Raw genomic sequence first — 17,346 nt, 5'->3', positions numbered from 1 at the left:
CACATCGCTAACCGCTGGCACACGCAGCGATTGCGAGACGGGGCATTCGGAATAGCCGCTTCTGACTTGCTAACCTTTGCATGCGAAGGTCGATCTGCCTTGCCATGATGCGGACGCCGCCATGAACGTTCCCGATCCCTTGAAGTCGACGGCAGCAGGTCATCCGCTCGATGCCCCTGCACTGGAGTGCATTCTTCAGAATCTTCCTCATCCGGTGCTCGCGACGGGTGCGGACGGAAGCGTGACCTACGCCAACGCTGCGGCCGAGGCTTCTTTCGGCGGTTGGATTCTCGGGCTGAACATCCGCGATCTCTTGGCCGGGTTCGCACTACCCTCGTCGGAGGCGGCTCAGAGGTCGCCGATGATCGTGACAACGAAGCAGGACGCAAGTTTCGACGCGCTTCTGGCTCCGCTCGGTGACGGCAGGTACGTCGTCGATCTTCGACCATCCAGCGAACAGGGTAGACCTCCGGTCGCGACGGACCTCGACGATCTGACGGGGCTCCCCAAACGCAGCATGTTCATGTCACAGCTGACGGGTGCCATAGCAACCGGCGGCGGGTCGTCAGTCGCGGTTCACTGCATCGACCTCGATCGCTTCAAGATCATCAACGATACGCTGGGCCATGGGATCGGCGACCTCCTGTTGAAGAAGGTCGCCGATCGTCTTGTCAACGCTTGCCGGAAGGGCGACATCGTCGCGCGTCTGGCAGGCGACGAGTTCGTCGTCCTCCAGCACGGCGTCCGCGAGGCCGCCGATGCCGAGAAGCTGGCCGCTCGCATTGTGGATCTCGTGGGGCGAACCTACGTCCTGAGCGGCCACACCATCAACATCGGCGCAAGCGTCGGCGTTGTCCTCCAGGGCGATGTCACCCAGGCCCGCGATATGCTGCGCAACGGCGACCTGGCGCTCTACGAGGCCAAGCGCGCCGGTCGGGGCCGATACCGGCTGTTCGAGGCCGGAATGGACGAGCTCCTGCAGCGGCGTCGGGAAATGGAGATCGACCTGCGCCGTGCGCTTGCGCTGAGGCAGTTCGAGCTGAACTTCCAGCCTTTCCTCGATCTGGCGACCGATACCTGTATCGGGTTCGAGGCGCTTCTCCGCTGGAAGCACCCGGTAAAGGGTAATGTGCCGCCACTCGAATTTATCCCACTTGCCGAAGAGAACGGCCTGATCGTCAAGATCGGAGAATGGGTGCTGCGAACTGCCTGTATGGAGGCTGCGTCCTGGCCGGGGGACCTCATCGTCGCGGTGAACGTCTCGCCTCTCCAGTTCAAGGCGGACACGCTGCTCGAAACGGTCGCCTCCGCCCTTGGCAAGTCGGGCCTGCCGGCCCATCGACTGGAGCTCGAGATCACCGAAGGCGCTTTGCTCGATGACACGGACAACGTTCTGGAGACGCTCGCCGCCCTGCGGGACATCGGGGTGAAGATCTCGATGGATGACTTCGGCACCGGGTACTCGTCCCTCAGTTATCTTCAGAAGTTCCCGTTCAACAAGATCAAGATTGATCGCTCCTTCGTCGCCAATGCCAATGCTGACAACGAAGCCATCCTGCGCGCCGTCGCGGGTCTCGGCGCCAGCCTTGGCATGGCGATCACGGCCGAGGGCGTCGAGACGGCCGAGCAACTCGCCCGCATCCGAGACGAGCGGTGCACCCATGTCCAGGGCTACCTGACTGGGCGGCCGATGCCGGCAAACCGCGTCGCATCGTTCCTAAGCGAGCCTCCCCAAGCCTGGAAAGGAAACTCCTGATGACTGAGACCCTGCATCGGCTCGTCTACTACAGCCGCAACCACATCTCCGGAGACGCCGCCGCGTTTGCCGCCGACATCGACGACATCCTCGCGAAAAGCAGGGCGAACAACGGCCGGGATGGGATCACCGGAGCGCTTCTGTTTAATGCCGGCTGCTTCGCACAGGTCCTGGAAGGCCCTCTCGATACGATTGAAGCGGCCTTCGAGCGGATCCAGCAGGACGAGCGGCATGGCGACGTCTCGTTGCTCGCCCTCGATCCGATCGCCGGTCGCAGCTTCCCGAACTGGGCAATGGGCTTTGTCGGTCTGTCCGATGTCGATTCGGAGCGTTTTGCAGGTATCGGCCCCTCCAGCGGCTTCGACATAGCCCGCCTCAACGGCGATCAGGTCCATGGTCTGCTGCGCGATCTCACGATTGAGGAAGAGAAGGCGGCGTAGGGACGTCCGGCTTGCTTCTGAGCGTCCGATTCCGGGGAAGGCGCCTGTATGATGCAGGGCATGGAACGGTTCGATAGGAGCTGATGGCTCTTCGAAGCGACATCGCTGCCCGATGTCGCTCTGCAACCAAGGCAGCGACGTCTTTCCGCCCTGTCAGACCTGCGCCTGGCCGCCATCGACGAAGAACTCGACGCCGTTGACGAAGCTTGCCTCGTCGGATGCTAGGAACAGGACCGCGTTGGCGATCTCCTGCGCTTCGCCGACGCGGCCAAGGGGAATGCGCGTGCCGAGGAAATCGAGGAGTTCGCGTTGCTTGCCAGCGTCCTCTCCTGCCAGCCCAACAAGGCCCGGGGTGCGCGTTGCGCCGGGGCTGACGACGTTGACTCGAATGCGGCGGTCCTTCAGATCGAGGATCCAGTTGCGGGCGAAGTTACGCACCGCAGCCTTGCTTGCGGAATAGACGCTGAAGGCCGGCGTTCCCTCGCTGCCGGCGGTCGACCCCGTCAGCACCACCGATGCCCCGTCCTTCAGGAGCGGCAGAGCCTTCTGCACGGTGAAGAGCGTACCCTTCACGTTGGTGTCGAAGGTTGCGTCGAACTGCTCTTCGGTGATCGCACCGAGGGGCGCGAACTCGCCACCGCCTGCATTGGCATAGATGACGTCGATCTGATCATGCTGCTGCTGGATGGCGTCGTAGAGCCGATCGATGTCGGCAAGCTTCGCCATGTCGCCGCGCACCCCCGTGACACGCCCGCCGATCTCCTTCACAGCCGCGTCCAACGTTTCCTGGCGGCGACCGGTGATGAAGACGGACGCGCCTTCCTGCGAGAACGCCTTGGCGGCAGCGAGCCCGATACCACTCGTTGCACCCGTCACCACCACGACCTTGTTCTGGAACCTGTTCGTCATCGTCGCTTTCCTTCGCTCGACGCCCCGTGCACCGCTGCCGAAAGAGATGAGCCGTCAACGATGATGCCGACAGACGGCAATTGTGGCACATAGCGTTCCATTCGGAGAACGATGATGCGCCACGATCTCAACGACTACGTCTACTTTGCCGAGGTGGTCGCTCATGGCGACTACACCGCAGCAGGCCGGGCCCTGCGCGAACCCAAGTCGAAGCTGAGCCGGCGGATCGCTGCGCTGGAGGCCCGGCTCGGTGTGCGCCTGATCGAACGGTCCAGCCGCCGCTTTCGCGTGACCGAGGTCGGTCAGACATTCTACGAGCGATGTCGTGCCATGATGCTGGAGGCCGAGCGTGCCGAGGCCTTGGTCGCCGAAGCGCAGGGCGAGCCGCATGGGCTGATCCGGATGAGTTGCCCGCCCAATCTCGTGAAGGTCGTGTCCGCCATCGCGCGACGGTTCCTTCAACGCTTCCCGAACGTCCGGCTCCAGCTCGTCGTAACGGATCGCGCCGTCGATTTGATCGAGGAGCGGGTGGACCTCGCGCTCCGCGTCCGCCACGCTTTGACAAGCGATGCCTCCCTGACCATGCGCTCGCTCGGGCGCTCGCGCTGGATCCTCGTCGCTAGCCCACGGATCGCGAGCGCTCTCGGCCGCGACATCGCGGACCTCGCGGCGCTGCCAACGCTCGGCACAAGCGACGACGTTGGCGAGACGACGTGGACGCTGGAGGGTGAAGATGGCACGACGCACGTGATGCGGCACGAGCCCCGCATGACCTGCGCCGATTATGCTGCCCTGTGCGATGCCGCGGCAGACGGGCTGGGCGTCGCCCTTCTGCCCGATCACGCCTGTGCGTCATATGTGGCGGCCGGCAAGCTCGTCCGCGTCTTCGCAAACTGGCGAAGCCGGGACGGCATCGTCCACTTGGTCTTCACCACCCGGCGCGGACTGCCGCCCGCCGTACGTGCGCTCATCGACCACATGGCACGGGAGTTTCCCACGCTCAACGCAGGCGCGGCAGCCTAGGTGTTTGGCGCCAGCATGCCGCGCCACGACATGCTGGGACCAAACACCTAAGTCCTGTTGACATAGTGGGTTCACGGATGGGCTGAGGTCTGATTCAAGGCTGCCTTTTGGAGGCAGCTTTAGCGCGAGGCGACCTGACGGACGCCGAATGGTCGGTGACCGGTGTGCTTTTGCTGAGCGAGCGAGGTCGCAAGGCTCGCCCGTCCCACGACAACCGTCAGTTCCTGGACGGCATGCTGTTTGTCCTGCGGGCCGGCTGCCCGTGGCGCGACATGCTGAGCGCTACGGAAAGTGGAACTCGGTCTACGTCCGGTTTCGCCGCTGGGCCGAACAGGGCATCTAGGACGCTCTGTTGGAAACGCTGGTCGAGCTGGGGCTGACCGACGACTGGCAGCACATGATCGCCTCCACCACCGTTCGCGGCCATTCGAAGGCCGCAGGCGCTAAAAGGGGGACCTGTTCGCAGGGCTTTGGTCGAAGCCGCGGCGGCTTTACGACGAAGGTCCACGCCCGCGCAGCCGGTCCTCCCGGCGTAAACCTTCTTCCATAGCTAGAACGTCGCTTTCGCAACGCCCATCTTCCGGCAGATTTCGCCAACCAGAGTGCCGGTCTCCGGCTGCCGCAGGGCAAAGGCGATCTGTTCGTTCGTGAACCGCTTCTTAGGAATCCGGTCTCTCCTCTCCTTGAGGAATCGTGCCCGAAAATTCTCACTCCGCCCGGACCAGCTTCACGGGTCAGGACCAAGAAGAGCCCGAGAACTCTCATGACACTTGGGCCAGAGTCCGGGTCAGGACCGAAAGATTCATGCAGAAGTCGGAGTTCACCGAGGCGCAGATCGCATTCGTGCTGAAGCATGCCGACGAGGGCACGGCTGTTGTCGAGATCTACCGGAAAGCAAAATTTTCGTCCTCCGACGCGCAATGACGGCAGCCCGGCTCCAATGAACTCGAGCCGGGCTGCCATCAAGACTCAATCAAAACAGTCGACGCATTTCACCGTCAAGTACGGCCGATTGCCCGTCCGTCCAGATCGACTTGACGCTCCGGCACGTCCGCCTGGCGCGACAGCGCCTCCATGGCGGCGGTCTCTGCTTCCTCGGCCAGGGCCTGCTTGCGCTTCCCCCAGGCCGTCATCGCCATCGAGAAGATCATGATGGCGAAGATCGCCATCGCCCCGGGGCGCTCGAACAGATAGGTCGGATCGCCGCCGGAAAGCTGGTAGGAGCGCAGGAACTCGGTTTCCAGCATGCTGCCGAGGAGAAGGCCAACGACGACCGCAGCGACGGGATAGTCGAACTTCACGAGCAGGAAGCCGATCAGCGAGAAGACAAAGAGGGTGATCGGACCGGAGATCGAGCCTTCCACGGCATAGGTGCCCATCGTCGCGATGACGAGGATCGCCGGCAGGATGAACCGGGTGCGCACCCGCACGATGTTGGACACGGCGTAGATGAAGCCGATGCCGACGACGAGGAGCACGATCGCCTGGACGATGTTGTTCAGGATGATCGCGTAGACCATGTCCTTCTGCGTCTCGATGAACTGCGGACCCGGCACGATGTTGTGCATCATGAAGGCCGCGAGCAGGATCGCCGTCGCTCCGCCGCCGGGAATGCCGAGCGCCAGCATCGTGGCCATCGAGCCGCCCTCGGAACTCGCGACTGCCGATTCCGCCGCGATGACGCCCTTCGGGTTGCCCTTGCCGAAGCTCGACGGGTCCTTGGAGGTGCGCTTGGTCTCGGCATAGGCGATCAGGTTGCCGAGCGAGGACCCGACCCCCGGCACCGCACCGATCACGATGCCGATGATCGATCCGCGCACGAGGACGCCCGGATGGCGGAACGTGTTCCAGCAGCCTTTGAGGATGCGACGCAGAGAGACCTCGCGCGAGCCCTCCGATTCGATGATGTAATCCTTACCCGTCAGCGACAGGAGCTGTCCGGAGGCGAGTAGGCCGATCATGGCGGGGATCGGGGAGATGCCGTCGAGAAGGCTCGGCATGCCCATCGTGCCGCGCACGAAGCCGGCCGTGTTCATGCCGATGCCACCAAGAAGCAGGCCGAAGGCGGCGGCGAAGAGGCCGCGCGTGATGTATTTCGAGCCGAGCGAGCCGATCAGCAGCATGCCCCAGACCGCTACGGCGAACATCTCGAGCGGTCCGATCATGAGGACGACGTTGGCCAGCGGCTCCACCACGACGAGAAGCAGGAGGTATCCGAAGATGCCGCAGATCGTCGAGGCGAAGAGCGCGTAGCCGAGCGCCTCGTTGTGCTCGCCCTTCTTCGACATGGCGTATCCGTCGAAGGTCGTGGCGTATGACGAAGGCGAGCCTGGAATGTTCATGAGGATCGCCGGGACCGATCCGCCGAAGCCGGCGCCCGTGTAGACCGACGTCAGAAAGACGATCGCGGGGAAGAAGTCCATGTAGAGGGACATGGGCAGGACGACCGCCATGGCCATGGTGATGGAAACGCCGGGAATGGCGCTGAAGATGAGCCCAACGATGAGGCCGGGAACGATCCAGCCCCAGGATCCGGCCGAGGAGGCCATGATCCCGACGGCTCCTGAAAGAGCGTCCATGTCGATCATGATGCGGATGTCCTTGCGCTGGCGCGGCTCATAGGAGCGCGGTGGCCATGGGATAGGGCATGAGCGCCCGGAAGCCGTAGACGGTGACCACCGCCACGGCGAGCGGATAGAGGATGAGCGCCAGGGGGCGGCGCTCGCCGCAGATCAGCATCGTGGCGAGCGAGAAGAGGAGGATGCCGACGTCGAAGCCCACGATCTTCAACGTGAAGACGAATAGGCCGAGCGCGATACCGAGCATGGCGACGCGGCCCATCGCCCGCCCCTCGGGAAGCTTGGGCTGCAGCGGATCGTCGAAGGAGGCGAGTTCGGGAACCGGCTCGGCGTCGGCTCGCCGGAAGCACTGGGGCACGATCACGAAGTATAGAAGGAGGAGCGCGATCGACAGCGGCTGCACGAGCAGAAGGTTGTTGATGCTGAGCGAGACCGAGCGCGCATCCAGAAGGTACCAGAGCACGAAGGCGGCGAGGATCGTGACGAAGGCGAGATGCAGCCAATCGACGTGGTATTGCTGACGCAGGATGCGCATGGGGAAACTCCAGGTCATCGGGAAGCAGGCGGGACCGTGGCCGCCCATCGCGCCGTCGGCGTGAGCGGGCGGCCTTGCAGGGCGCGGACGACGCTCAGTCGCCGCGCAGGAGCGCCTCGTGCTTCTTCATGATCGCCACGTTGTCGAGGAAGGCTTTCGTCGACGCCTCCGGGCCGTACTAGGTGGCCGACAGCTCCTGCAGGCGAAGCGCCTCGATGGCCTCGGGGTTCTTGGACGCCTTTTCGATCGCATCGAGAAGCTTGGCATAGGCCGCGGGGTTCTCGGTCTTCACGGCGGAGGCAACGACCCACCCGCGCTGCGATCCGTCGACCACTTCCTGCTGGATGCCCACCGAAGCGATCGTCGGAGCGTCGGGCCACCAGTCCGGCGCCTTCTTCGCATAGACCGCCAGCGGCTTGATCTTGGCCTTCAAGGGAACGAACCCTTCGCCGCCGACGAAAGCGAGATCGACCTGCCCGCCCGCCGCCGCATTCCGCACCGGTCCGCCGCCATCGTAGGTCACGATGCGCAGCTTGTCTGTATCGACGCCGGCCGCCTTCATCGTCAGCATCATGTTGACGTAGTCCGCGGAGGCCGGCTGCACGCCGATCGACAGGCTGCGGGGATCCGCCTTCAGCTGCGCCAGCGCGGCGGGAAGGCTCGCGATCTCGCTGTCGGCCCTGGTCGCGGCGAATGTATAGTCTCGGGAGGGAAGATTAAGGACCGCGAAATCCTCGACTTTGTAGGGGGCGTTCTGAAGAAGGATCGTGAGCGGGATGAAGGGCGACAGGGAGGTGCAGAGGATCGTGTAACCGTCGGGGTCCTGCTGCAAAGCGTAGGTGTGCCCGAGCTGCGTTCCAGCGCCCTCCTGGTTGATCACCACCAGCGGCTGGCCGAGTTCGCGTTCGATATACGGTGCGAAGGCGCGGGCGAGGCGATCGTTGTAGCCGCCGGTCTTGAAGGGAACGACGACATTGATCGGGCGCGAGGGGAAGTCCTCCTGCGCATGAGCGGCCCCGCCCCCGAGGACCGAGATCGACAGGAGCACCGCTCCACCTATCGCGCCCATCCGGCGCATGGCATTTCGAACATGTCGCTTCATGGTAGTCCTCCCTTGTGATGCTGGATCTGTCGTGTCCGGACGGGCGATGGCGTCCAGGCACAAGGGGCCTCCCAGCCCCGATACTCCTTAGGCTGCTCCCAAAATCGTAAACTGTCAACAGTTTGCCGTCGAGAAGATGTGTCTCCTTATGCAGGAGGCGGATCGGCTGCGCAAACCCTCGCAGAGGAATTCTTGCTTTCATGGGTTTCGCGCGTCGCCCAGGGTATCGCAGGCAACCCCCGACGGCGATCTAAAGCTTCCTGATTATTGTCGACAGTTGACAAACTATCCGATTGGCGGTCAAAGCATTGGGTCGCCGCTATTCTCGCTGCCGCTTCAGCAAGCGGTCATTGCATCGGTCGATGCCAGTAGCCCAACAAGGATCGCCCCCATGACTGAGACACACGTCACCCGGCAGCTCGCCGAATGGATCGCCGCCCCGCGAGATCTCGCCGATCTGCCGTCGTCGGTGCGCGACGAGGGCGTGCGAACTTTCTTCAATTGGCTGGGCTGCGCGGTCGGCGGGGCTACGCACGAGACCGCAGACCGTGCCCTCGCCGCGATCCGGCTCTTTGCGGGCCCCGCCCAGGCAAGCCTGCCTGGTCGTAGCGAACGTCTGGACGTGCCGCATGCAGCCCTCCTCAACGGCATTACGAGCCACGTCCTGGACTATGACGACACGCACCTGAAGACCATCATCCATCCCGCCGGGCCCGTGGCTTCGGCGCTGCTGGCCGTCGCCGAGTATCGTCCTGTCGATGGCCGTCGCTTCCTCGAGGCGCTGATCACCGGGATCGAGGTGGAATGCCGGATCGGCAACGCCGTCTATCCCGATCACTATGATCGCGGCTGGCACATCACCGGCACGGCAGGTATCTTCGGTGCGGCCGCCGGGGTCTCCCGCCTTCTCGGTCTAGACGTGCAACGCGCCGCCTGGGCGCTTGGGCTCGCCGCAACGCAGGCGTCGGGCCTTCGCGAAATGTTCGGCACGATGACCAAGAGCTTCCATCCGGGGCGTGCTGCCCAAAATGGGCTGATGGCCGCGTTCCTCGCCGAAGCCGGTTTCGACTCCTCCGAGCGTGCGATCGAGGCACCTAGGGGCTTTGCCAACGTCCTTTCGACCAAGCAGGACTATTCCCAGATCCTTGGCGGGCTCGGCGAGATCTGGGAGGCGGCGCTCAACTCCTACAAGCCCTTTGCCTGCGGCATCGTCATTCATCCCACGATCGACGGGTGCAGGCAGCTGCGGCACGAATACGGTGCCGAGGTGATGGCGGGCGCCTCGGCGGTGCGGCTGCGCACGCATCCATTGGTTCTCGAACTGACGGGCAAGACCGAACCCCGCACCGGTCTGGAGTCGAAGTTCAGCGTCTTCCATTCCGCGGCCTGCGCGCTCCTGCGTGGCGACGGGTCGCCGACCGCCTTCACCGACGAGGCGGCGAACGCGCCCGAACTCGTGGCTCTGCGACGCAAGGTCACCGCGACGACTGATACGACGATCCACGAGGACCAGGTGGCGATCGAGGTCGATCTGGCCGACGGACGCACGGTGACCCGCTTCGTCGAGCATGCGCTCGGCTCCATTCATCGGCCGCTTTCGAACGAACAGCTGATCGAGAAGTTCGAGCGGCAGGCTGAGCCCGTGATCGGGAAGACGTCGACGTCGAACCTCATGGAGATGACATGGCGTCTGCCCGAACTGGCGGACGCCGGCAAGCTGGCGCAGGCTGCGGCGGCGCCGAGCACCCGCGCAATGGCGGCCGCAGCCGAGTAGCCGACATACGAGTAGCCGGCATAGGAGCAGGGAGCGGCCCGCCGCATGTCCCCTGCCCACGCATCCCCGCGGGGACAGGACGGCCGGGAGCCCGCATTGCACCCGGCCGGTCCAGTCTCCATAACGCACCAGACTGTCAACAACAGGCGCACCGGCCATGAGCCTCACGACGACCTCGTATTCGGACGATCTGGCGATCGTGAAGAGCACGTCGCTCACGAGCGCGCTCGTGGGTGAAATTGAACGCCTGATCCTCAGCGGCGAACTCGAGCCCGGAACGCGGATCAACGAGATCCATCTCGCCAACCGCTTCGGCACGAGCCGGGGGCCGATCCGCGAAGCGACGCGGAGCCTGGAGGCGAAGGGCCTCGTCGAAGCCGTGCGCAATCGCGGCGTCTTCGTGCGCCAACTGACGCGTGAAGAGGCCGTCGAGATATACGACGTCCGCTCGGCGCTGTTCGCCCAGGCCGGGCGGCTGCTGGCCGAGAAGATGACCGACGAAATCCTGGCCCGCCTGACTGGCTTCCTCGACGATATGGATAGATCGGCAGCAGCCGGAGCCTTCGACGCGTATTATCCGCAGAACCTCGCCTTCCACAGCTTCATCGTCGACAGTGCAGGCAACCGCACGCTGGCGGCGGAATATCGGCGCTTCGTAGACAAGCTTCATCTGTTCCGCGCCCGCAGCCTTGTTCAAGGCGGCGGCCTCGCCGTCTCGAACCGCGAGCACCGCGAAATGGTCGATGCCTTGGCGTCCGGCGACGGCGAGCGCGCTTTCCTTGCGCATTGGCGGCATGTCGACCGGGCGAAGAAGCGGCTCCTCGCCGCGATCGAGCCGCAAGCCGGACGCTCTCCGTCCTGACTCGGTTTTCGGCCGAGGAACCAGCTAGGGCCCCGGCCCCCTTCCCCGCTGAAGAGGCAGAACGCTTGACGTCTACCGCCCGTCCCCTGTCCGGCCGCACCGCCCTCGTCACCGGGGCTGCGCGAAATATCGGCCGAGCGATCGCCCTGGCCCTCGCGGGTGCCGGTGCCGACGTGGCGATCGCGACGCGCGCCGATCGCGAAGGGGCCGATCGGGTAGCCGAGGACATCTTCCGGTTGGGCGGCCGCTGCCGTGTCATCCTGGGGGATGTTGGACGCGAGGAAGATGTGGCGAGGTACGTGTCGGAGACGATCGAAGCCTTCGGCCGGCTCGACATCCTCGTCAACAACGCAGCCATCCGTCGCGAAACGCCGCTCGCGGAACTGAGCTTCTCCGAATGGCGGGAGGTGATGGCCACGGCCCTGGACGGTCCGTTCCTCCTGGCGAAGGTCGCAGCTCCGTATCTTCGCTCAAGCAGTGCCGGCACTATTGTCAATATCGGCGGGCTGTCGGCCTATACGGGTGCTAGTCGCCGCGCGCATGTCGTCGTGGCGAAAGCTGGGCTCGACGGACTGACCAAGGCGCTCGCACACGAACTTGGCGCGGATGGCGTGACCGTCAATCTCGTCTCGCCTGGCCTGATCGAGACCGAGCGCGGCGGAACATCCTCCCCGACCGCGCCAGCCCACCATGCCAACTCCGCGACATTGCTTGCTCGCCGGGGCACATCCGAAGAGGTGGCGAGTGCGGTCTTGTTCCTCTGCGGGCCGGAGGCGCGGTACATTACGGGCCAGACGATACACGTGAACGGTGGCGCCTTTCTGCCTTGATGGAAGGTTCATGGGCGTATGAAGGCGTCAGACATGCGCCTATCGGTCGCGATCGACACGACAGGTTGCCTTCACCAGCTCCCGCAGCCAGCGGTGGGCCGGATCGGCGTCCATCCGCGGGTGCCATTGCATGGAGATCGCGATCTCCGGTGTCGATACCGGGAGCGCGAAGACCACGACATCGCCGTTCGTCTCCGTGCCATTGCCGCCGGATGGAGGCAGGCAGAGGCTCGGCGCCGTTGCGACGAGATCCGTCCGACCGGCGATACCGCCCTTTTGTACCGTAGGAAGCGGCTGGCAGGCAAACTGACTAGGAAATCAAAGGATGCAGCGGAGTGGGGTGGTCGGAGTGGCAGGATTTGAACCTGCGACCCCCTCGTCCCGAACAATAGTGTGCCACCTTCAAACCCCTGCCGCAACGGGGTTTGCCTCATTGCCCGGTGCCCGCTTTTCACCCTTCGTTCCCGGTGTTTCTGTCGCGAACTGTCGCGGTACCTCGTTTCGTTCGCGCCTGTTCCGTCCGACGCGCCGTCCCGCCTTGCCCGTCGAGAACGACGTGCCGACGGACACGTGGGCGTCGGGGTGGTGGTGGCCGTAGACCTTCTCGACCATCTCGCGCGTCATCGACATGTAGGCCGCCACGTCGTTGATGTCCTCGCCCGCCCAGAGCAGCCACGTCGCGCAAGTGTGCCGGAAGGTGTGGCGCACGAACTTGTGGTCCTCGCCGAAGACATCGTCCATCACGCCGGACAGCGCGCGCTTCGGGTCCGCCGGGCGACCCCGGTACTCGCAGAGGAACGCCTGCGGCTTGCGGGCCTTGCCGCCCGGCAGCTTGCCGCCGCGCTTCCACCGCCGCATGTGCGCGAGCAGCCGCTCCGGGATCGCGATCGTCCCGGCGCGCTTGTTCGCCATCTCCTCCTCCTCGTCGGCGAGACGGTGGAAGACGCCGCCCTCGAGGTCGACCCACGGGCGGCCCTCTTCGGGTTCGAACGAGGCCTGCCAGATGCGGCTCGACCGCGTGCCCGTGTAGACCGCCGTCAAAATGAACGGGATCAGGTGCCGGAGCGGACGCTTCTTGGTGAGGGTCGTCTCCCCCCTGCGGGCGCCGACATGGATCACCTGCTCCTCGCGCGTCCGCCAGCAGTGCCAGATCATCTGGGCGACCTGGTCGCGGGTGAAGTGGGCGACGCGAGCCTTGTGCTTCGTCGGCAGCGTGACCTTGACTGCCTCGCGGCAGAGTCCGTCGGCGATGTAGAGGTTGATGGCCGAGCGCAGGTCCTCCAGCTCGCGGCGCGCAGCCGACTTCGAACCGCGGTCGCGCTCGTACGCCTTGCAGGAGGCGCGGTTGACGGCGCCGAGGCTCCGGTCGCCCCACCACGAGAGCAGCCGCTCCATGCGGGCGATCAGTTCCCGGGGCCGCCGGATCTCGTCACCCGCGTCCCTGACGTAGTACGAGAGGACGTCGGCGATCAGCGTGCCGTCGGCTGACTTGTTGGCGACCGGGACGGCGTCGGCATGCTGGCGCGCGATGTGGTCCGCGAGCGCTCTCTGAGCGCCGAGAATGTCATCCTCGCCGCAGCCAGTGCGGTGCTTGCCGGAGGCGTCTCGGATGACCCAAGTGGCGGCATGGCTGACGCGCCCCGACTTGTCGCGGCGCTCCGGCTCGAGCCAGAGGCGCGCTGGCTTTCTCGGACGCGGCATTCTTCTCTCCACTCGCGGACGATGGCCCGCGTCACGAACAGGTTCTTCCCGACCCGCATGGGCCGCAGCTCGCCACGGGAGATCGCCCCCCGGAGCATCTTCACCGACCACGTCGCCGACGGCTCGATCCCATTGCCGCCGAGCTCCGGCAGGCACACCGCGACGTCGAGCGACAGCGGCGCGTCCGGATGCGGGTTCGTCAGCGTCTCGAAGTCGACGCTGATCTTGTCAACAGTTAGCTGGTACGTCGCTTGGGTCATGCCGAATGGTTCCCCGTATCTGTCGCGGCGTCAACGACGGTATCGAACTTTTTTCGAAGTCGAGTTCCAGAACATTGCAAAATGCGCGGTCGGCTTTGTTGACGGACAAAGGCTTCGCGGGCTTGGCGTCCGCCGCACTCTACTTCTGATAGCCGTAGGCAACCTGCGGCACTTCCTCGTCAATGCTTCGTCTCACCGAACGCCGCGAGCATCCCGAGAGCCTCCTCCACGCTCATGGAGTCTCCACGCTGGCGAGACTCCTCCACCGCCCCGTGGATCAAGCGCCCCAGCTCGTACACCTCAAGCTGCCCCTCAAGCGCCGCCTGCCGCCGGGCGCGGCTTTCCCGAATGGTCCGGTCCGCCCGCTCGCGCGCGGCGGCGAACATCCGCGCGCGCACCATCGGCCAGCCCTCCTCGGAGGAGTCTCCCTCCACCGGAGACTCCTCCGGCAGCCGGATGTCGTCCTCCCCGTCGCCCATCACGAGTCTCCCCCACCGCAAGACTCCTCCCGCAGCCGCAGGAGCGCCTCCGTCGCGTTCGCCGTCCGTCGGTACTCGACGACCCGCTCGCGCAGGTCGACCGCCCCGCCGTGCGCCGTCGCACCGACGATCACGAACTCGCGCCGGCCGCCGGGCAGCTCGACGAGCACGGCGCCATGGTCGCACTCCCAGGACGACCAGAGCACGGGCACGTGGCCCAGCACCCGGAACGTCGCCGCGCCGTAGGTCTCCCGCACGGTCTCCGCGATCTCCTCGCGGTAGGGAGCCAACCATGCCTCGTCGACGGCCGCCACCGGATCCCGACGCTTCTCGATGCCGACGACGCGGCGGGGATCGAAGTCTGGGTTCTCGACCTGCCCGCCCTGCACGTAGCCGCGAGGATTGCAGAGGAGCCGGGTGTCGCCGACATGGTAGTCGTGGCTCGAGTGGACGTGCCCGAACACCCACGCCTCCGGTCGTCCGGCTGAAATGACGTCGGACAGGTCAGACACGAAAGCGGGATTGAGGGACGACCCGGCGTACTGCGGAGACACCGCGCCCGGGTGCGGAGCGTGGTGCGTGACGACCACCGTCGGCCCGTCGAACGGGACCGCCAGCTCGCCCTCGATGAACGCGCGTGACCGGGCATGCGCCTGCACGGCGTCGCGGGGCATCCAGCGACGCCGCGCCGCCCCGTCGCCGACGCGGATCGTGAAGTGGTCCATGAGCAAGCGCTCGGCGACATCCTGGCTCCACGCGACCTCGCGATCCGCGTCGGCCCCGACCTTGTCGCCGACGCGCGCTCGGTAGTCGGTCCACAGCGTCGCCCCGACGAACCGGGTGCCGCCGATGACGACGGCCTCGTTTTCGAGAAGGTGGACGCCTTCGCCGCCGCCCTCGGCAATGACCCGGCGCGCCAGCAGAAACTGTTCGGCGACGGACGAGCCGTAAAACTCATGGTTCCCGGCAACGAGCACGACGGGCATGCGGCGCCCGACGCGCTCGGCGAGCCAGCGCACGGTGTCGCCGAGACCCTCGCCGATGTCGCCCGCGACGACGGCAACGTCGGCCTCCGGAATGCGGAAGGCTTCGCCCCGGTCACGGAGATGGAGGTCGCTCAAGATCCAGAGGCGCATCAGAACTGCCTCTTGTTGTGCTCGTCGCAAAGGATCGCGAGCCACCCGCCCGGCTGGCGGCGACCCGGCTGCCCGCAGACTTGGCACGTGCGCCGGGCCTCCGCGTCCGCCTCGTCGACGAGGGCTTCGATGGCCTCGCCGCCGTTGTGGTAGACCCTCAACTGCGCGAACTTCTCCTTCACCTGCGAGATGCGGAACTCGGCGCGCTCCTCGGGCGCGAGCGCGGCTTCGATGCGCGCGAGCAGCCGGGCCACGAGCGGCTCCCAGCCCGTAGGCGGGCTCACGTCGAAGGCGCCGCGCAGGAGGTGCTGGTACGGCGCAAGCGGGTCGTCGCGGTTCTGGTTATCGGACATCAGGGCGGTCTCCTCGTTGCGGGGTGTCGGGCACCCGGCCGGAGACCGGATGCCGTCAGGCGTTGGCTATGCGTGGGCGTATGAGGGGCATCAGGCGTCGCCCTCGCTCTTGCGTCCAAGAGTCCACGTCCGATGCGTGCAGCGGGCCAGTCCGCGCTCCTCGTCGAGGACCAGCAACTGCGGGGTGACGATCCGCTTGCCGCTGCCGCTCCGGATGCCGACGAGCGCATCGACCGGGCGGGCCGAGAGCGCCCAGTCGTCGAGACGGAAGCCTTCGTGGGCGGGCGGCCAGTCGCCGTCGGCGATCTGCCGGAGGTCCCTCGCCATGCGCTCCAACTCGGCGGCGCGGTCGCGGAGACCGTCGGGGTGCGGCGACAGGCGCATCACTGGACCGCTCCCGACGTCGGCGCGCGCACGTCGTCCGGCACGCCGAGGCGATACCACCCGCGGATCGTCAGGATCGCGCTCATGTCAGGCATGTTCGCGATCGCCGAACCCAGGTTGCCGTCGATGTGACCGTCGCGCCCGTCGTGCCAGCTCCCCCTCACGGTCAGGCATTCGGCCGTGTCCCACCGCCAGCCCTCGACGACCGGAGCGGTCGCGATGCGTTCGTCGCTCGGGCGTCCGAACTCGGCCAGCTCGCGCAGCGCGGCGGCGAGTTCCTCGTGGCGCGCCGCCTGCTGGAGCAGGATCTTCCGCTGGTCGTCCGTGATGTCGAACTCCATCAGCGCACCTCGCAGGTCGGGAAGACGCGATCGTCGTCTCCGCCGACAGGACCGACGAAAGCCTCGCCGAGACGGTACCAGCGGCTCTGCGTCCGCGCGACGCCGCCCCGAACGCAGAGCGCATGCAGCGACGAGGTGCGCGTCCAACCTTTCAGGTGCGGATGACCGATGGGCATCCCCTCCAGGTTCGGCACCGAACGCAGGGAGTGGAGCCACGCGTCGAGCAGCGGCGCCCCGGCCTCGGCCAGCTCTTCCTTCGACGGCCAGCCGCGCGCGAGGACGTCGCGAAGGTCGGCGACGACGGACTCGTAGAGCGAGGCCGTCGCCTCGAGGTCGGCGCGTTCGAGTTCGGTCAGAGGGAGGCGGCTCATTGGGCGTCTCCTGGGGTGCGAGCCAGCGGCAGCGGCCAAGGGTCGGCCAGCCGGACGTAGCTTCCGTCGACGCGCTGCGCCCAAGTGCCGTCCGACGCGATGGCGAGGATGTGGACGGCCACCACGTGGCCCCAATCGTCGAGGCCCATCAAGTGCGCAACGCCGCCCATCCCGCTGACGCTCCAACGCGTCAACGTCACGAGGTCCGCGTCGGCGGCGGGCGCGGGCGCCGCGTCTTCCAAGTCGTTAAGCAGCGTCTGGGCCGCGAGGCGGCGGATGTCGAGCGGGCGGCGGAGCGGTGCGCCGAGGCGGCGGGGCGGCATGGAGGTCTCCTCTCTCGAGATACGGCTCACCGCGTGAGTGCGATGAGGGACAGCGCGGCGGCGGTCAGCGTATCGAGAGGGTGTCCTGCATGGGGCGGCTCCGGGTTGTGAAGGCAGACGTAGCGGGCTCGGCGGACGGCGTCTAGGCGCCCGGTTCGTTGCGGGCGCCGGCAGGGTTAACGGGTAAC

At 66.0% G+C, this 17,346-nt stretch carries 19 protein-coding genes and 2 pseudogenes; 7 read left to right on the top strand and 14 right to left on the bottom strand.

Features of this window, described 5'->3' with window-relative positions:
• Window positions 1-241 precede the first annotated feature (241 nt).
• Both O5O54_RS13495 and O5O54_RS13490 read left to right on the top strand, forming a co-directional pair.
• Complete coding sequence (locus O5O54_RS13495) at window positions 242-1,756, top strand: bifunctional diguanylate cyclase/phosphodiesterase (RefSeq protein ID WP_279482324.1); 1,515 nt, start codon at window positions 242-244, stop codon at window positions 1,754-1,756.
• Entirely contained in the window at window positions 1,756-2,196 is a 441-nt protein-coding gene (locus O5O54_RS13490; protein WP_279482323.1) for a BLUF domain-containing protein, read from the top strand. The genes O5O54_RS13495 and O5O54_RS13490 overlap by 1 nt, the downstream gene beginning before the upstream one ends.
• 153 nt (window positions 2,197-2,349) lie before the next feature.
• Here O5O54_RS13490 and O5O54_RS13485 read toward each other — a convergent pair whose 3' ends face one another.
• Entirely contained in the window at window positions 2,350-3,105 is a 756-nt protein-coding gene (locus O5O54_RS13485; RefSeq protein WP_279482322.1) for an SDR family NAD(P)-dependent oxidoreductase, read from the bottom strand.
• Between the two features lie 111 nt (window positions 3,106-3,216).
• Here O5O54_RS13485 and O5O54_RS13480 point away from each other — a divergent pair, with 111 nt between their 5' ends.
• Together O5O54_RS13480 and O5O54_RS13475 are read left to right on the top strand one after the other, a co-directional pair.
• A complete protein-coding gene (locus tag O5O54_RS13480) occupies window positions 3,217-4,128 on the top strand; it encodes a LysR substrate-binding domain-containing protein (protein WP_279482321.1) in 912 nt (303 codons plus the stop codon).
• A 155-nt stretch (window positions 4,129-4,283) separates the two neighbouring features.
• A complete protein-coding gene (locus tag O5O54_RS13475) occupies window positions 4,284-4,508 on the top strand; it encodes a transposase (RefSeq protein ID WP_347814886.1) in 225 nt (74 codons plus the stop codon).
• 173 nt (window positions 4,509-4,681) lie between these two features.
• Here O5O54_RS13475 and O5O54_RS13470 read toward each other — a convergent pair.
• The 4 genes and pseudogenes from O5O54_RS13470 to O5O54_RS13455 all read right to left on the bottom strand — a co-directional run.
• Window positions 4,682-4,795, bottom strand: a pseudogene (locus O5O54_RS13470) (transposase); the annotation flags it as partial.
• Between the two features lie 331 nt (window positions 4,796-5,126).
• The gene (locus tag O5O54_RS13465) at window positions 5,127-6,716 is read right to left on the bottom strand and encodes a tripartite tricarboxylate transporter permease (RefSeq protein ID WP_279482320.1); all 1,590 of its coding nucleotides are present in this window, start codon (window positions 6,714-6,716) and stop codon (window positions 5,127-5,129) included.
• A gap of 28 nt (window positions 6,717-6,744) precedes the next feature.
• Window positions 6,745-7,242, bottom strand: a complete 498-nt coding sequence (locus O5O54_RS13460) for a hypothetical protein (RefSeq protein WP_279482319.1) — start codon at window positions 7,240-7,242, stop codon at window positions 6,745-6,747.
• A gap of 178 nt (window positions 7,243-7,420) precedes the next feature.
• On the bottom strand, window positions 7,421-8,344 hold the full coding sequence (locus O5O54_RS13455) for a tripartite tricarboxylate transporter substrate binding protein (protein ID WP_279482318.1): 924 nt from the start codon (window positions 8,342-8,344) through the stop codon (window positions 7,421-7,423).
• Between the two features lie 277 nt (window positions 8,345-8,621).
• On the opposite strand from O5O54_RS13455, the gene O5O54_RS13450 reads away from it, so the two are divergent.
• From O5O54_RS13450 to O5O54_RS13440, 3 genes are all read left to right on the top strand, one after another.
• Window positions 8,622-10,118, top strand: coding sequence for an MmgE/PrpD family protein (locus O5O54_RS13450; protein ID WP_279482317.1), 1,497 nt, complete (start codon window positions 8,622-8,624; stop codon window positions 10,116-10,118).
• A gap of 157 nt (window positions 10,119-10,275) precedes the next feature.
• Complete coding sequence (locus O5O54_RS13445) at window positions 10,276-10,980, top strand: FCD domain-containing protein (RefSeq protein WP_279482316.1); 705 nt, start codon at window positions 10,276-10,278, stop codon at window positions 10,978-10,980.
• A gap of 65 nt (window positions 10,981-11,045) precedes the next feature.
• Window positions 11,046-11,810: an SDR family NAD(P)-dependent oxidoreductase gene (locus O5O54_RS13440; RefSeq protein ID WP_279482315.1), complete on the top strand. Its 765-nt coding sequence runs from the start codon at window positions 11,046-11,048 to the stop codon at window positions 11,808-11,810.
• 39 nt (window positions 11,811-11,849) lie between these two features.
• Here O5O54_RS13440 and O5O54_RS13435 read toward each other — a convergent pair.
• From O5O54_RS13435 to O5O54_RS13395, 9 genes and pseudogenes are all read right to left on the bottom strand, one after another.
• A pseudogene (locus tag O5O54_RS13435) lies at window positions 11,850-11,981 on the bottom strand (LysR family transcriptional regulator); the annotation flags it as partial.
• A 231-nt stretch (window positions 11,982-12,212) separates the two neighbouring features.
• A complete protein-coding gene (locus O5O54_RS13430) occupies window positions 12,213-13,511 on the bottom strand; it encodes a tyrosine-type recombinase/integrase (protein WP_279482314.1) in 1,299 nt (432 codons plus the stop codon).
• 439 nt (window positions 13,512-13,950) lie between these two features.
• Window positions 13,951-14,250 carry a hypothetical protein gene (locus O5O54_RS13425; RefSeq protein ID WP_279482313.1) on the bottom strand — a complete coding sequence of 100 codons (300 nt, stop codon included), beginning with the start codon at window positions 14,248-14,250 and terminating at the stop codon, window positions 13,951-13,953.
• Entirely contained in the window at window positions 14,250-15,386 is a 1,137-nt protein-coding gene (locus O5O54_RS13420; RefSeq protein ID WP_279482312.1) for a metallophosphoesterase, read from the bottom strand. Before O5O54_RS13420 ends, O5O54_RS13425 begins: the two co-directional genes overlap by 1 nt.
• On the bottom strand, window positions 15,386-15,739 hold the full coding sequence (locus tag O5O54_RS13415) for a hypothetical protein (RefSeq protein WP_279482311.1): 354 nt from the start codon (window positions 15,737-15,739) through the stop codon (window positions 15,386-15,388). The genes O5O54_RS13420 and O5O54_RS13415 overlap by 1 nt, the downstream gene beginning before the upstream one ends.
• A gap of 90 nt (window positions 15,740-15,829) precedes the next feature.
• Complete coding sequence (locus tag O5O54_RS13410) at window positions 15,830-16,123, bottom strand: hypothetical protein (RefSeq protein ID WP_279482310.1); 294 nt, start codon at window positions 16,121-16,123, stop codon at window positions 15,830-15,832.
• Window positions 16,123-16,464, bottom strand: coding sequence for a hypothetical protein (locus O5O54_RS13405; protein WP_279482309.1), 342 nt, complete (start codon window positions 16,462-16,464; stop codon window positions 16,123-16,125). Before O5O54_RS13405 ends, O5O54_RS13410 begins: the two co-directional genes overlap by 1 nt.
• A complete protein-coding gene (locus tag O5O54_RS13400; RefSeq protein WP_279482307.1) occupies window positions 16,464-16,835 on the bottom strand; it encodes a hypothetical protein in 372 nt (123 codons plus the stop codon). Before O5O54_RS13400 ends, O5O54_RS13405 begins: the two co-directional genes overlap by 1 nt.
• Window positions 16,832-17,158 (bottom strand): hypothetical protein, encoded by a 327-nt coding sequence (locus O5O54_RS13395; protein WP_279482306.1) that lies wholly within the window; start codon window positions 17,156-17,158, stop codon window positions 16,832-16,834. Before O5O54_RS13395 ends, O5O54_RS13400 begins: the two co-directional genes overlap by 4 nt.
• Between the last annotated feature and the right edge of the window lie 188 nt (window positions 17,159-17,346).

The organism is Aureimonas sp. SK2, from assembly GCF_029813115.1.
In the GTDB taxonomy this organism is placed as follows: Bacteria; Pseudomonadota; Alphaproteobacteria; order Rhizobiales; family Rhizobiaceae; genus Aureimonas.
The sequence above is the reverse complement of the archived record's forward strand: the minus strand, read 5'-3'. Positions and strand labels throughout refer to the sequence as shown.